12 protein-coding genes are annotated in these 15,885 nt (G+C 41.9%); 10 read left to right on the top strand and 2 right to left on the bottom strand.

What is annotated here, in order from left to right; translation table 11 throughout:
• Nucleotides 1–28 precede the first annotated feature (28 nt).
• Nucleotides 29–349, bottom strand: a complete 321-nt coding sequence (locus ACOOE0_RS04055; RefSeq protein ID WP_420401195.1) for a hypothetical protein — start codon at nucleotides 347–349, stop codon at nucleotides 29–31.
• Between the two features lie 180 nt (nucleotides 350–529).
• Between ACOOE0_RS04055 and ileS the strand changes: the two genes are divergently transcribed.
• From ileS to ACOOE0_RS04035, 4 genes are read left to right on the top strand one after another with little or no spacing between them, the layout of a single operon-like run.
• A complete protein-coding gene (gene ileS, locus ACOOE0_RS04050; RefSeq protein WP_420401194.1) occupies nucleotides 530–3,931 on the top strand; it encodes an isoleucine--tRNA ligase in 3,402 nt (1,133 codons plus the stop codon).
• Nucleotides 3,932–3,933: 2 nt separating this feature from the next.
• Entirely contained in the window at nucleotides 3,934–4,317 is a 384-nt protein-coding gene (locus ACOOE0_RS04045) for a TraR/DksA family transcriptional regulator (protein ID WP_138837316.1), read from the top strand.
• Between the two features lie 27 nt (nucleotides 4,318–4,344).
• A complete protein-coding gene (locus tag ACOOE0_RS04040; RefSeq protein ID WP_420401193.1) occupies nucleotides 4,345–4,965 on the top strand; it encodes a hypothetical protein in 621 nt (206 codons plus the stop codon).
• Between the two features lie 34 nt (nucleotides 4,966–4,999).
• Entirely contained in the window at nucleotides 5,000–5,635 is a 636-nt protein-coding gene (locus tag ACOOE0_RS04035) for a lipoprotein signal peptidase (protein ID WP_420401192.1), read from the top strand.
• Here the strand turns inward: ACOOE0_RS04035 and ACOOE0_RS04030 are convergent.
• On the bottom strand, nucleotides 5,632–6,192 hold the full coding sequence (locus ACOOE0_RS04030) for a 5-formyltetrahydrofolate cyclo-ligase (protein WP_420401191.1): 561 nt from the start codon (nucleotides 6,190–6,192) through the stop codon (nucleotides 5,632–5,634). The two genes, ACOOE0_RS04035 and ACOOE0_RS04030, sit on opposite strands and share 4 nt — an antisense overlap.
• Nucleotides 6,193–6,700: 508 nt before the next feature.
• Here ACOOE0_RS04030 and uvrC point away from each other — a divergent pair.
• The 6 genes from uvrC to pgi all read left to right on the top strand — a co-directional run bounded on the left by uvrC (nucleotide 6,701) and on the right by pgi (nucleotide 15,782).
• Nucleotides 6,701–8,491, top strand: a complete 1,791-nt coding sequence (gene uvrC, locus ACOOE0_RS04025; RefSeq protein WP_420401190.1) for an excinuclease ABC subunit UvrC — start codon at nucleotides 6,701–6,703, stop codon at nucleotides 8,489–8,491.
• Nucleotides 8,492–8,497: 6 nt separating this feature from the next.
• Nucleotides 8,498–10,753 (top strand): patatin-like phospholipase family protein, encoded by a 2,256-nt coding sequence (locus ACOOE0_RS04020; protein WP_420401189.1) that lies wholly within the window; start codon nucleotides 8,498–8,500, stop codon nucleotides 10,751–10,753.
• 334 nt (nucleotides 10,754–11,087) lie between these two features.
• Nucleotides 11,088–11,867, top strand: a complete 780-nt coding sequence (locus tag ACOOE0_RS04015; RefSeq protein ID WP_420401188.1) for a DUF3108 domain-containing protein — start codon at nucleotides 11,088–11,090, stop codon at nucleotides 11,865–11,867.
• Between the two features lie 6 nt (nucleotides 11,868–11,873).
• Nucleotides 11,874–12,839 carry a tryptophan 2,3-dioxygenase family protein gene (locus ACOOE0_RS04010; RefSeq protein ID WP_420401187.1) on the top strand — a complete coding sequence of 322 codons (966 nt, stop codon included), beginning with the start codon at nucleotides 11,874–11,876 and terminating at the stop codon, nucleotides 12,837–12,839.
• 2 nt (nucleotides 12,840–12,841) lie between these two features.
• Nucleotides 12,842–14,143: a M23 family metallopeptidase gene (locus ACOOE0_RS04005; protein ID WP_420401186.1), complete on the top strand. Its 1,302-nt coding sequence runs from the start codon at nucleotides 12,842–12,844 to the stop codon at nucleotides 14,141–14,143.
• A gap of 1 nt (nucleotide 14,144) precedes the next feature.
• Nucleotides 14,145–15,782, top strand: coding sequence for a glucose-6-phosphate isomerase (gene pgi / locus ACOOE0_RS04000; protein ID WP_420401185.1), 1,638 nt, complete (start codon nucleotides 14,145–14,147; stop codon nucleotides 15,780–15,782).
• Nucleotides 15,783–15,885: the final 103 nt, after the last annotated feature.

The raw sequence follows: 15,885 nt of genomic DNA, 5'->3' as shown, positions 1-15,885 counted from the left end.
GCTGAGTATTTGGTTGGAGCTTGATTTTTTAATGATCCAAAGCCTCTTTGGTATCTTCCGCCGCCTTTTTCAGGTCATCGCCCATTTCTTTTGCTTTGTCCATGGTTTCCTCACCGGCTTTTTTAATGCTGTCCAAGGCTTGCTCACCAGCTTCCTTCACATCTTCACCAGCCTCCTTCACGGCATCCATGGCGTCATTGGCGGCATCTTTTAAGTTGTCACCAGCTTCTTCCAAGCTTTGTTCCGTTTCTTCAGCCGCTTCCTTAGCCTTGTCTGCGGCCTCTTTGCATGATACCAAAACGGACATGGACAGGGTCAAGGCCATGACCCCAATTACTACTTTTGTCATATTATAATGGTTTAGTGTTAAAGCTGTCAAGATATAAATTTTAAAAGAACTGGATCAGAGCAACATATCATATTTAGGTTAAGCAACTTAAAGCATTTAAAACCCTCATTTAAGCAACAGTTATTCCATCTAAATTTTTAATTTTGCAAACTTGGAATTCTAGAAGAAGTAGCAGTACATATGAAGTTTGCGGAATATAAGGGATTGGATTTACCTAAGGTGTCCGAAGAGGTTTTGGATTTTTGGAAAGCCAACGAAATATTTGAGAAAAGTGTTTCCACACGGGAAGGCAAGGAAAGCTACGTTTTTTACGAAGGCCCACCCTCTGCCAATGGGATGCCAGGAATCCACCATGTAATGGCCAGGACCATAAAGGATATTTTTCCCAGGTACAAGACCATGAAAGGTTACCAAGTGAAGCGTAAAGCCGGTTGGGATACCCATGGACTGCCCATTGAGATTGGCGTTGAAAAGGAATTGGGCATTACCAAAGAGGATATAGGCAAAAAAATCTCAGTTGAAGAGTATAATGCTGCTTGCAAGAAAGCGGTGATGCGCTATACCGACGTGTGGAATGAAATGACCGAGAAGGTAGGTTATTGGGTAGATATGGATGACCCCTATATCACCTATAAGTCCAAGTATATGGAATCCGTTTGGTGGTTGTTGAAGCAGATATATGACAAAGGCCTCCTTTATAAAGGGTACACCATACAGCCCTATTCGCCCAAGGCAGGTACCGGATTAAGTTCCCACGAGCTTAACCAACCGGGCACCTATCAAGATGTTACGGATACCACGGTTACGGCACAGTTCAAGGCCAAAAAAGAATCGCTTCCAGATTTCCTGAAAAATGTAGAGGGAGACATCCATTTCTTGGCTTGGACCACTACCCCATGGACCTTGCCATCCAATACGGCCTTGTCCGTTGGGCCAAAGATTGAGTATGTTCTGGTAAAGAGTTTTAACCAATACACTTTTGAGCCCATCAACGTAGTGCTTGCAAAAGCTTTGGTTGGAAAACAATTTGCAGGAAAGTTTTTTGAAGCCGAAAGCGAAGATGACTTTGCCAATTATAACCCAAGAGACAAAAAGATACCATATCAAGTAGGTCAAAGTTTTGTAGGGAAGGATTTAGTGGGAATTCAGTACGAGCAGTTGTTGGATTACACCCTACCTTATGAAAATCCTGAAAATGCCTTTAGGGTAATTAGCGGGGATTTTGTTACTACGGAAGATGGTACAGGAATAGTGCATACGGCTCCCACCTTTGGTGCGGACGATGCCCTGGTTGCCAAACAAGCTACCCCGCCTGTGCCGCCCATGTTGGTCTTGGATGAAAATAACAACCCGGTTCCATTGGTAGACCTTCAAGGAAGGTTTAGACCCGAGATGAAGGAATTGGGAGGCAAATACGTCAAGAACGAATACTATGACGATGGTGAGGCACCTGAAAAATCAGTGGATGTTGAGATTGCCATCAAACTAAAAGAAGAGAACAAGGCCTTTAAGGTTGAAAAATATCTGCACAGTTATCCCAATTGCTGGAGGACTGATAAACCGGTACTTTATTATCCTTTGGATTCGTGGTTTGTTAAGGTAACGGACATTAAAGACCGTATGTTTGAGCTGAACCAATCCATTAATTGGAAACCCAAGGCAACAGGTGAAGGTCGTTTTGGGAACTGGTTGGCCAATGCCAACGATTGGAACCTTTCCCGATCCCGATATTGGGGGATTCCGTTACCCATATGGCGAACAGACGATGGCCAAGAGGAAATGATTATTGGCTCTGTTGAAGAGCTAAAACAAGAAATGGCCAAGGCCATGGAAGCCGGGGTTTTGGAGAAAGACCTTTTTGAGGATTTTGTGGTAGGCGATATGAGTGAAGCCAACTACGAAAAGATAGACCTACACAAAAACATTGTAGATCAGATTACATTGGTGTCTCCTTCTGGGAAACCCATGAAACGGGAATCCGATTTGATTGATGTTTGGTTTGATAGTGGTTCCATGCCTTACGCACAATGGCACTATCCTTTCGAGAACAAGGAACTGGTGGATGACGGAGTCGCTTTTCCAGCTAATTTTATTGCAGAAGGAGTAGACCAGACTCGAGGATGGTTCTATACATTGCATGCCATAGCGACCATGGTTTTTGATACCGTTTCCTATAAAAATGTGGTATCCAACGGGCTTGTGCTGGACAAAGAGGGCAAAAAAATGTCCAAACGATTGGGCAATGCAGTGGACCCCTTTGAGGTATTGCCCAAGCATGGAGCAGATGCTACACGATGGTATATGATTTCCAATGCCAACCCTTGGGACAATCTTAAATTTGATATTGAGGGAATAGTTGAGGTGAAACGAAAATTCTTCGGAACACTTTACAACACCTATTCCTTTATGGCACTGTATGCCAATATAGACGGGTTTACCTATTCTGAAGCTGACATTCCGTTGGAAGAGCGGCCAGAAATCGATCAATGGATCCTGTCAGAGCTGCATTCGTTGATTGAAAAAGTGGATGAAGCTTATGCTGACTATGAGGCCACAAAGGCTACCCGAATGATTTCTGACTTTGTACAGGAGAACCTGAGTAACTGGTACGTACGTTTGAGCAGAAGACGTTTCTGGAAAGGGGATTACCAACAGGATAAAATTTCTGCTTATCAGACCTTGTATACCTGTTTGACCACTGTAGCAAAACTTTCTGCTCCTGTGGCCCCGTTTTATATGGAGCGTTTGTACAAGGATTTGGACAATAGTACCCAAAAAGAAGAGGTTGAAAGTGTGCATTTGGCAGATTTTCCTGTTTTTGACCCCAATATGGTCAACAAGAAACTGGAGCGGAAAATGCAATTGGCACAAAAGATATCTTCCTTGGTGCTGTCCATACGTCAGAAAGAGAAGATTAAGGTGCGTCAACCTTTGCAAAAGGTGATGATACCCGTTTTGGATGCTGACCAAAAAGAAAGTATTGAAGCGGTCTCTGACTTGATCAAGTCCGAAGTGAATGTCAAGGAGATTGAATTGTTGGATGATGCTTCGGGGATTTTGGTAAAGCAAATAAAGCCTAACTTTAAAGTTTTGGGCCCTCGGTTTGGCAAGGACATGAAGGCGATTGCGGCAGCTGTAAACCAGTTGGGACAGGAAGAAATCCAAAAAATTGAGCGAGAAGGCGAATTAATGCTTGCATTGGAAAATAAAAATATTATTTTACAGTTAACCGATGTAGAGATCAGTTCGCAAGATATTGAAGGTTGGTTGGTGGCAAGCTCAGGTGCTTTGACGGTTGCCTTGGACATTACCATAGACGAAAACCTTAAAAAAGAAGGTATTGCGAGGGAATTGGTCAATAGAATTCAGAATCTTAGAAAAGAATCTGGCTTTGAAGTGACCGATAAGATTGACATCAAAATATTAAAAGACGGTTTGGTGGAACAGGCGGTTTCCAGTAATGAGGAATACATCAAGACAGAAACGCTGACCGCCCAACTGAATTTTGAAGAGAATTTAGAGGAAGGCATAGCAATTGCCTTTGACGAAGTGAATACAAAATTGTTTATCCAAAAACACTAGAAATGGCGCAAGATTTAAAAGTAAGATATTCTGATAAAGACCTTGAGGAATTCAGAGCGTTGATCGAGGAAAAAATTGAAAAGGCGAAAAAGCATTTGGAGTTGCTGAAAAGCTCTTATATGAATGATGGCAATAATGGTACGGATGATACTTCCCCCACTTTCAAAGCCTTTGAAGAAGGCTCCGAGACCATGAGCAAGGAAGCCAATACCCAATTGGCCATTCGTCAAGAGAAGTTTATCCGCGATTTAAAAAACGCTTTGTTGCGTATAGAAAATAAAACCTATGGAATTTGCCGGGTCACTGGCAAATTGATCAATAAGGAACGACTAAAGCTTGTTCCACATGCCACGCTGAGCATAGAGGCCAAGAACATGCAGAAATAGAAAAACGCCTTAGGGCGTTTTTTGTTTATGAGATTCCTGTTTATTTTATTGGGCTTGTTTGGATTGTCCAATCTCCATGGGCAAAAGGAAATCAAGAAAGCGCTGTTGGATTCGGATATTGAATTTATCCAGATCAATGCTGATTTCTGCTATCAGGTTACCCTTCAAACAGCCAAAACGGATGAAGTTTATGTTGCGGCCCAAATGGAAGGTGAATATGCCAAGGATTTGCTGCTAACCTTGGAAGAAAAAGGGGCAACCATGCTAATTGGCACCGGATTTCATCCCAACTTTACCAACCCCAACGATAAATTGAGTGCCCATAAGGTAATCTCTATTGCTTTAGAGATTATTGTCCCAGAATATAGGAATGTGTCCCTTTACGGCACCAGCAGCAATGTTGATGTCCTTGGGAGCTATGAAAAATTGGAAGTGAAATTGGCGAACGGAACATGTAGGTTGGACAATGTGAGGGAATATGTGGATGTCAAAACCCAAAAAGGAGATATTCTGGTAAGGGCATCCCAAGGAGATTTTCAGGCAGCATCTACCTATGGACAGGTCATAAAAGAGGAAATCCCAATAGGGAGTAACAAGTACATTTTAAGCTCAGTGGAAGGCACCATACAACTTAAGAAAACAAAATAATATCCCTACTTTTGCGCAATCTCTTTTTGAAGGCATGAATCTAAAGAAGTCCCTAATAATCATTGTGTTGGTCTTGATCGTAGATCAAATCAGCAAAATATATATCAAGACCAATTTCCTGTATGAACAATCGCACGAGATTTTTTCGTGGTTCAAGATTTATTTCATTGAAAACTCAGGAGCGGCCTGGGGAACCAAACTCAGCGATTTTCTTCCAATATCGGAATCTACAGGAAAATTGATTTTGACCATTTTTAGACTTTTTGCCATATCTGGAATTGGATACTGGCTTTGGGATATTATAAGAAAGCAATCGCCCAAAACCTTGATTTTGGCCGTGTCACTGATTTTTGCCGGGGCGGTAGGGAATATTATAGATTCGGTTTTTTACGGTGTTATATTCAACGACAGCCATGGCCAAGTGGCCACCCTTTTCTCAGATGATCCCTATGGCAGGATATTTCATGGAAAGGTTGTGGACATGCTATACTTTCCTTTGATCGATAGTACCTGGCCCGATTGGGTTCCATGGGTTGGTGGCAACCGATTCCGTTTTTTTGAGCCCGTTTTCAATATTGCCGATACCGCTATAAGTACGGGTGTAGGTGTCCTGATTGTTTTCAACAAAAAAGCTTTCCCTAAAAAGCAGAAGGACGAAACTTCAGACTAGAATTTATAGATTTTCTCTGGCGTGATGCAGTAATCCAGAGCCACATCATTTTCGTGGGCATCTTGGATGGAATCTTCGGCCTCAAATAAAGACAGGCCAATTTTAACGGTTTTAGCGTAGCACTTGCGGAGGAAGTTATCATAGAACCCCTTACCGTAGCCCACTCGGTTTCCCTTAAGGTCAAAGGCCATCAGTGGCACAAACACCACTTCTATTTTATTTTCTGGGACGGGGATTCCGTCTATAGGTTCTGGAATGTTCCATTTGCTCAGTTTAAGCGCGGTACTGTCGGTAAGGAGATAATTTTCCATGGAATTGTTGGAAACTACTTTGGGGACAACCACGTTCTTGTCCCGGCCTTGGAGCAGGGTGATTAGTGGAACAGTATCAACTTCTTGGTTGGACTCAATGCTTAGGAAAGTATGGAAATAAAAAAAATCCCAAATTGGGATTTCTAGTACATGATTTGCTAGAATGATACTCGACGCTGAGATTTGTTCCGGACTCATGTCCAATCTCAGGTTTTTATACTTTTTTCTTAGTTCATGTTTCAACATCGAATGTTGAAAATTTTGGGGTTGGGGGTTTTGGGGGATTTGGTCTATTCTCTAGTCGAAACCGAGAAAAAGATTTTGAAAAATAACATCAAAATCAAATACATTCCCAAAACGATAACATAGTTCTCCATTGAATTGTATTTATACGGTTAAATGTAGGTAAAAGAATTGGAAAAATCACCATGAAATGCACTTTTTATCGATGAACAGCATCATTTTTAGCAACAGTTTAACATGTAGCCCCTATTTTGGATGCCTTTTCCCACAAAGTTTAAACATATTGTTATGAAAAAGTTTTGTGCTCCTGCTTTCAATTTCATTCTTAGGAATTTAGCCTGAATCATTGAGCATTAAAATACTAAATTAGGAGTCATGCACGGTGTTCAATTTTGCATCCATGAATTCCCTGCTGCCAACCATCAATTCCTAACAGGATTTGATCAATTTTAACAAAAAACCAGTAGTATTAAAACCTACTTTTGTTAGAGCGTGGATTTTTGAGAAGTTTATGTCCGACTTACCCTCTATTAGTGTTCAAATAAGTGTTTTACCCAGCAATCCGGGCGTATACCAGTTTTACGATTCGGAAGGAAAAATTCTGTATGTGGGGAAAGCCAAAAATCTGAAGAAAAGGGTGTCCTCCTACTTTAACAAGAAACAGGAGTACGGCAAAACAAGGGTCTTGGTAAAGAAAATCCACTCTGTCAAGCACATTGTGGTGTCCTCCGAATCCGATGCGCTCCTGCTGGAGAACAACCTGATCAAGAAACTGCTGCCCCGCTATAACGTATTGCTTAAGGACGACAAGTCCTATCCTTGGATTTGTATCAAAAAAGAGCGTTTTCCAAGGGTGTTCTCCACGCGTAAATTCATTAAGGACGGTTCTGAATATTTTGGGCCGTACACCAGCATGAAGACCGTACGGACCTTACTGGATTTGGTCAGAAGTTTATATCCCCTTAGAACCTGCAATTATGACTTGTCAGAGGAAAAAATCAATGCAGGGAAGTACAAAGTTTGTTTGGAGTACCATCTTGGAAATTGCCTGGGCCCATGTGCGGGCTTGCAATCCGAAGCAGACTACCACGGACAGATTGAAAACATCCGACAAATAATCAAGGGAAATTTCAAGGGGTCCATCCAGCATTTTAAGCAGCAGATGAAAACCTTGGCAGAGCAAATGGAGTTTGAAAAAGCCCAGTTGATCAAGGATAAAATTGAAATCCTGGAGAATTATCAGGCACGTTCCACGGTGGTCAACCCCAAGATCAACAATGTGGATGTGTTCTCCATTATTTCTGATGAGACCCATGGCTATGTAAACTTTTTGCAACTGTCCCATGGCTCCATAGTTCGTTCGCATACCCTGGAAATAAAAAAGAAACTGGATGAGACCGATGAGGAACTGCTTCAGTTGGCCATAACCGAAATTAGACAGCGCTTCCAATCCCAATCCAAGGAAATTTATCTGCCATTTCCAGTCCTGGTTGAGGACAATATCAAGATTACCCTTCCCAAATTGGGGGAAAAGCGGAGAATTTTGGAACTGTCGGAACGCAATGCACGTTTTTTCAGGCAGGATAGGTTCAAACAGATCAAGATTACAGACCCAGACCGTCATGTAAAGCGAATTATGGCCCAGATGAAAGCCGATTTAAGGCTTGGTGAAGAGCCAACCCATATAGAGTGTTTCGACAACTCCAACATCCAAGGGAGTAATCCTGTGGCTGCCTGTGTGGTATTTAGAAATGGCAAGCCTTCCAAAAAGGAGTACAGGCATTTCAACATTAAAACCGTTGAAGGGCCAGATGATTTTGCGAGTATGGAAGAAGTGGTTTTTCGCAGATACAAGCGATTGTTGGGAGAAGATGAAGCCCTGCCGCAGCTTATTGTGATTGATGGCGGAAAGGGCCAATTATCTTCCGCCTTAAAAAGTTTGGAAATTTTGGGATTGAGGGGCAAAATTGCCATCATTGGCATTGCCAAACGTTTGGAGGAGATCTACTTTCCTGACGACCCCATTCCGCTTTATCTGGATAAAAAATCAGAAAGCCTTAAAATTATCCAACAGCTAAGAAACGAAGCCCACAGATTTGGCATTACCCACCATAGAAACCGAAGAAGCAAGGAAGCCATAGACTCCGAGTTGGAAAACATAGAGGGAATTGGAAAGAAAACGGCAGAACAATTGCTGAAAGAATTTAAATCGGTAAAAAGGGTCAAGGAAGCAACCATTGAGAGTCTTGCGGAATCTGTAGGTATGGCCAAGGCCAAAAAAATTTATAAATCCTTCCATTAAAAACCCATGAGATTGAAGAGCGTATTGTTAGTGATTTTTGTTTTGATGGGGATTATGGGCATGGCCCAAGACGAATCTCCCAAGGTAGGATTGGTGCTCAGTGGCGGTGGCGCCAAGGGCATGGCCCATATTGGGGCGCTCAAGGTAATTGATGAGGCAGGGATCAAAATCGACTACATAGGCGGAACCAGTATGGGCGCGATTGTAGGGGCCTTGTATGCCTCGGGCTATTCCGCCCAGGAGTTGGATTCCATTTTTAGGGTGACCGATTTTACCGAGCTTATTCAGGACAACGTACCAAGGGGAGCCAAGACTTTTTACGAAAAAGAAGATTCTGAACGATACGCTTTGGGATTGCCTTTTACCAATTTCAATGTTTCATTTCCGCAGGCCATCTCAGGAGGCCAGAACATTTACAATGAGCTGGTTCGATTGTTATTTCACGTAAAGGATGTTCAGGATTTTGGCAGTTTGCCCATCCCATTTTTATGTGTGGCCACCAACGTGGAGACTGGGGAAGAAGTTCTGTTGGATAGAGGCTATTTGCCCGAAGCCATTATGGCAAGTGGAACCTTTCCCTCGCTATTTGAGCCATCAGAGATTGAAGGAGAGGTACTGATTGATGGTGGTGTTGTAAACAATTATCCAATAGATGAGATCAAGGCCTTGGGAGCGGGCATCATCATAGGTGTGGATGTACAGCATGGATTGGCAACTAGGGAATCCTTGGAATCTGCTACAGAGATTCTATTGCAGATCAACAACTATAGAACGGTCAAGGACATGAAAAAGAAGGCCCAACAGACAGACATCTATATAAGGCCTGATATTGATGATTTTTCCGTGATTGACTTTGATAGGAGCTTGGAAATTGTGGAGAGTGGTGAAATTGCCGCCTATACCCAAATGAAAGCGTTGAAGGAGATTGCCGCTAAGCAGCAAACAACCCCAGCTCCCAAAAAGAGGATTGCTGTAAAAGATAGTCTGGTCATCAACCGTCTGATTTTGGAGGGGAACGACCGCTATACCCGAGGTTACATTAAGGGTAAGTTACGGCTCAATCTTGCTGAAAAAGTAGCCTTCGAAAAACTAAAACAGGGGATAAACAACTTATCCGCAACAGGAAACTTTAAGGCCATTAGATATGAATTGGTATCCAATGGTTTGGGCACCGATCTCATTCTCAAACTCAAGGAGAATCCTACAAAGATGTTTATTAAAATGTCTGCCCATTATGACGATCTCTATAAAAGTTCCGCTCTGATCAATCTGACCAAAAAGAACTTTTTGCTCAAGGACGATGTGGCTTCCTTTGATTTTATTGTAGGAGACAATATCCGTTACAATATGCAGTACTACTTGGATAAAGGGTACTACTGGAGTTTTGGGATAAACTCCAAATTCACAAATTTTAATGAGGAAATTGACTATAACCTGATCAGAACCAACTTTGATGCTCCCAATGACCCCAACATTAGGGAGATCAATTTGGATGTTACGGATTTGACCAACCAAATATATCTGCAGACGGTGTTACGGGAAGAGTTTGCATTTACGCTGGGGTTGGAACACAAGTTGCTCCGTTACAGTACCAGAACTTTGAATCAATTTACCGATGAAACAGCGGAAGCCTTTTTGCCCGAACCTTCGGAGCGCACCTTTTTTGATGATTCAAGCTATTTTAGTGCCTATGGTAAAATAACCTTGGACACCTATGATGATAAATACTTTCCTTCCAAAGGACTTTTCTTTGATAGCGATTTTCATTTGTATCTTTTCTCCTCTGATTTCAACGATAACTTTAGGGAATTTTCTGTAGGAAAAGCAAGAATGGGGACAGCGTTTACATTATTTCCAAATTTGAGCCTTAATTTGGAAACCGAAGGGGGTGTAAAATTGGGAACATCAGGCGTAACTTCCTTCGATTTTGTGCTAGGGGGCTATGGCAACGATTTTGTAAACAACTTTACCTCCTTCATGGGCTATGATTTTCTTAGCCTTCCCGGCAATAGTTTTGTGAAGGCCTATGGCCGTTTGGATTATGAAGTAGCTCCCAAGAACCATATCTTGTTCACCGCCAACTTTGCCAATGTGGCCGATGATCTTTTTAGGACTGGCGACTGGTTTTCAGAACCCACCTATTCAGGATTTGGCTTGGGTTACGGACTGGAATCTTTTTTGGGGCCGGTCCAAATCTTCTATTCCTGGAGCCCGGAAGTTTCGGAAAGCAACTTTTTCTTTAGTGTAGGCTACTGGTTTTAGTTTGGGAATCCCTTATTTATTGGCAAAACCTCTTAAAAAACTGTCAATTTTTTCCCTCTTCCATATCAAAATTGATAAAAGATAGTTAAAGTCGCCTTAAAACTTATTTTCCTACAAAACCTTGGCTTATCTTTGTTGGCATAAGGGGTGGTTCCCTTATAACTTTAAGTATTGGTTTTTCATAATTTAAAGTTTGGTTGGTTATTTAGGAAAAGCCCAGTTTTTACACTGGGCTTTTTTTATACATACTATTTTGGAACAAGATTTGTTTATGTAATAGTAAGTTAACCTGCTAAACATGTGATTTTAGTAATTTTATGACGACAAAATAGTTATGAAAAAGTTTTTTGCCCTTATTATCTTATTGCTCTTGACCCCTATTGCAATACTTGGCCAATCTCCTGCATACAAGAGTGGGGAATGGTTAAAATTTCGAATTCACTATGGTATTCTCAATGCAAGCTATGCCACCTTGCACCTAACTTCTGATACTATAGAAAAAGTACCCGTTTATCACGTTGTGGGATTGGGAAAAACCACTGGCTTTGCCAGCATTTTCTTTAAGGTGGATGATAGATATGAGAGTTACTTTGGAAAAAATGACGGGAAGCCCTACCGTTTCATCCGTAAGATCAGTGAAGGCGGATATACCCGAGATGTGGAAATAGACTTTAAATATGACCAGGACAAAGCCATTTTAACGGACAACAAAAATGGCAAGGTCATGGACATTCCGGTGCACACGGATGTACAGGATTTATTATCAGCCTCCTATTATTTGAGAAACCGATATGGGCTGGATGATTTTGAAGTGGGCAAGTCCATTGATCTTGATATGCTGTTTGATGATGAAGGAATTTACAAGTTCAAACTAAAATATTTGGGAAAAGAAGTGATTCGCACCAAGTTTGGCAAGGTAGAATGTCTTAAATTTAGGCCCATTGTACAATCTGGCCGTGTTTTTAAGGAAAAAGAGAGCCTTACCCTATGGGTTTCCAATGATCTCAACAAAATTCCTATACGTATCAAGGCCGATTTGGCCGTTGGTTCCCTAAAAGCGGATTTGGATGGTTACAACGGATTGCGAAACCAGTTTAAAATAATAATGAGATAGTAGTTAATGAGGAATGATGAGCGAATTGAGTCCCAAATCAATAAGCTTGAAGAGAAGTATAAAAACTCTGGACAAGACCTAAGTTCCTACCTAGACGGGCTCCTTTACCAAAAATATCTTACCTACTGGGATTATATCCATTTAGACACCTTGTTGAGTATTCAGGTGCCCCGCACCCATTTTCCCGATGAGGAGATATTCATCATGTATCACCAGATTACGGAGCTTTATTTTAAGCTCATTTTGCACGAGCAAAAGCAAATTGTGGAGGATAGGTCCCAAGATGTGCAATATTTCATTGAAAAGGTCAATAGGATAAACAGCTATTTCAAGGCACTTATATCCTCTTTTGGAATCATGATCAAGGGGATGGAACGTGAACAGTTTCTCCGATACCGAATGGCATTGCTTCCGGCCAGTGGGTTTCAATCCGCTCAATATCGGATGATTGAGATCTATGCAACACCTTTGGAGAATCTCATCCACCATACCGAACGGGACTCTTTTTCAAACAAAAACAGTATTGAAGAGCTTTTTGAGCATATTTACTGGAAAAAGGGCGCTACCGATTTAACCACTGGAGAAAAAACACTAACCCTTAAACAGTTTGAGTTTAGGTATACCCCACGCTTGTTACGGATATCCAATCAGGTTAAAGAAAGTACCATTTATCACAAGTACCTGCAGCTGCCCGAAGAGCATAGAAAAAATGGGCAATTGATCAAATCCCTTAAAGAGATGGATGTCAATGCCAATGTCAATTGGCCCTTAATGCACATGGGCTCTGCCTATAGATATTTGGCCAAGGAAAACAAGGAGGTTGATGCTACTGGAGGAACCAATTGGAAAGACTTTTTACCCCCAAGTTTTCAGAAAATAATATTTTTCCCAACTTTGTACTCGGAAAATGAGCTGGACACATGGGGAAAACAGTGGGTTGACCACATTTTTAACCCAGCAAATAAAAGATAGAAATGCAGAAATTTTTTGGGGCAATTCTCGCATTGATGGTACTGATATCCTGTAAGGAGAAACAGGAATTGGTACAGCAACTGGAGCCGGCGGAACCGGTTCAAAAGCCAATTGTAAAACGCTTTGGCTTCAATTTGGAGGAGTTCAACGTGGTTTATGATACCATACAAAAGGGGGAGACCTTTGGCGAACTTATGCTCAAGAACAAGGTGGATTACCCCAAGATCATTCATATTGCGGAAGAGTTTAAGGATACCTTCGACATTAGAAGAATAGACAGGAAGCCCTACGTGCTTTTAAAATCCAAGGACACTTCTGAATCAGCTCAAGTCTTCATTTATCAGAATGACAAGATCAATTACACGGTTTTTGATTTTAGGGACAGCACGGCCAATGCCTATAAGGGAAGAAGAAAGGTAAATTCAGTGGAGCGTGAAGTTGGTGGGGTAATTGAGAACAATCTTTCCGAAACTTTGGATAACCTGGGCGTTGACTACAATGTGACCATTGATCTGTCCGAAATTTATGCGTGGACCATAGATTTCTTCAGATTGGAAAAAGGGGATAAGTTCAAGGTCATTTATGACGAACATTTCATCAATGATTCCGTATATGCAGGCCGTGGACCTATAAAAGCGGCTTTGTTTGAACACAAGGGCAGGCCCATATATGCATTTCCGTATGTAACGGATTCGCTGAAAAACATTTTGGATTACTATGATCAGGAAGCCAATAACCTGCGAAGTACCTTCCTGCGTGCTCCAATCAAATTTGGATATCGTTTGTCCTCCCGCTACAACCTAAAGCGAAGAATTGCCTATTATGGATACAAGGTAAGACCACATAAAGGAACGGACTATGCCGCTCCAATTGGAACGCCGATCATTGCTACGGCAGATGGTACGGTCACGGAATCCACAAGAAGAGGAGGCAATGGCAAATATGTAAAGATTAGGCACAATGGAACGTACAGTACCCAATACCTGCACATGAAAAAGCAGAAGGTGAAGCGTGGGGAATTTGTCCGCCAAGGCGATGTAATTGGATGGGTTGGGATGACCGGAAATACGGGAGGCCCACATGTTTGCTATAGGTTTTGGAAAAACGGAAGACAGGTGGATCCCCTTCGGGAAAAGTTACCTGCCGCAGAGCCCATTGCTGACTCCTTGCGAACCGGCTATCTAGCGCACATTGATCCTTTAAAAACCCAGTTGGACTGCATTGAATATATCCTCCTACCCAAAGAAACCGAGGATTTACTTGACTCTGAGCTTGAAGAAAACCAACTAACCCTTAACCCTTAAAATGGCATTACCCAAAATAAACCCTACTACCACCCAAGCCTGGAAAAAACTTCAAAATCATTTTACCCAAACCCATAAAACCCATTTAAGGGAGCTTTTTGCAAATGACCCACAGCGTGGTACAAAGTTTAGCTTGCAGTGGGAAGATTTTCTGGTTGATTTTTCCAAGAATAGAATAACCCAAGAGACGGTTGATTTGCTTTTGGAATTGGCCGAAGAAGTAGGCTTGAAAAACTCCATTGACAGTTACTTCAAGGGGGATTTGATCAATCAGACAGAAGGAAGAGCTGTTTTACATACTGCTCTGAGGGCTCAAAAAGGAGATGAGGTTTTGGTTGATGGGCAAAATGTGGTTCCAGAGGTTTTTGAGGTAAAGGAGAAAATCAAGACCTTTTCCCATGCTGTAATATCGGGAGAAAAAAAAGGGTTCACAGGCAAGGCATTTACCGATGTGGTCAATATTGGTATTGGAGGATCGGATTTGGGTCCAGTAATGGTCACCGAAGCGTTGAAGTTTTATAAAAACCGTCTGAACACCCACTTTGTTAGCAATGTGGATGGTGATCATGTGCACGAGGTTCTAAAAAACTTGGATCCAGAAACCACCCTTTTTGTAGTGGTGTCCAAAACATTTACCACCCAAGAAACTTTGAGCAATGCGCTAACCATAAAAAAATGGTTCTTGGAGCACGCTTCCCAAGCGGATATTGCCAAGCATTTTGTCGCGGTTTCCACCAATCAGGATAAGATTGATGAATTTGGGATAGCCCAGGAAAATGTTTTCCCCATGTGGGATTGGGTAGGAGGCCGTTTCTCACTTTGGAGTGCGGTTGGACTTTCCATCGCATTGGCAGTGGGTTATGATAATTTTGACGCACTACTTTCAGGGGCCAATCAAATGGATTCCCATTTTCGGGAAGCTCCGTTTGCAGAAAACGTTCCGGTTCTTTTAGCCATGTTGAGTGTTTGGTACAACAATTTCTATGGAGCCGAGACCGAGGCAATAATTCCCTATACCCAATACCTAAATCGTTTCTCGGCCTATCTACAGCAGGGAATTATGGAGAGTAATGGCAAGAGTGTGGATCGAGCAGGCCAAAGAGCCAATTATGAGACGGGAACCATTATTTGGGGCGAACCGGGGACAAACTCGCAGCACGCTTTTTTCCAACTTATTCACCAAGGAACCAAATTGATCCCCACAGATTTTATTGGATACAAGAAATCTTTACATGGGGATGTGGATCATCACAATAAATTGATGGCAAATTTCTTCGCACAGACAGAAGCCTTGATGAACGGTAAAACCGCCGAGGAAGTCAAAGTTGAATTGCAGGCACAGGGATTGTCCCAAGAACAATTGGAAACCCTGCTTCCCTTTAAGGTTTTTGAAGGCAACAAGCCCACCAATACCATTCTAATTGACAAACTCACCCCAACCAGTTTGGGAGCTTTGATAGCCCTTTATGAGCACAAAATTTTTGTTCAGGGCATTGTTTGGAACATCTTCAGTTACGACCAGTGGGGCGTGGAGTTGGGCAAGCAATTGGCCAAGAATATTTTGGCCGATATTGAGAATTCAGGAATTGGCAAGCACGACAGCTCAACGCTTCATCTTCTGCAACATTTTAAGAAGTAAATTAGTGGGTTAGCATTCTTCGGGAAAAAAGCTAAATACTTCTTTGTCAGCTCATTTTAAATGTTAATTTTATATTAATATTTTAGCTTTTTCTTAACTTTCC

The sequence above is a fragment of the Flagellimonas sp. genome (assembly GCF_965215805.1).
Classification (GTDB): Bacteria; Bacteroidota; Bacteroidia; order Flavobacteriales; family Flavobacteriaceae; genus Flagellimonas.
The sequence above is the reverse complement of the archived record's forward strand: the minus strand, read 5'-3'. Positions and strand labels throughout refer to the sequence as shown.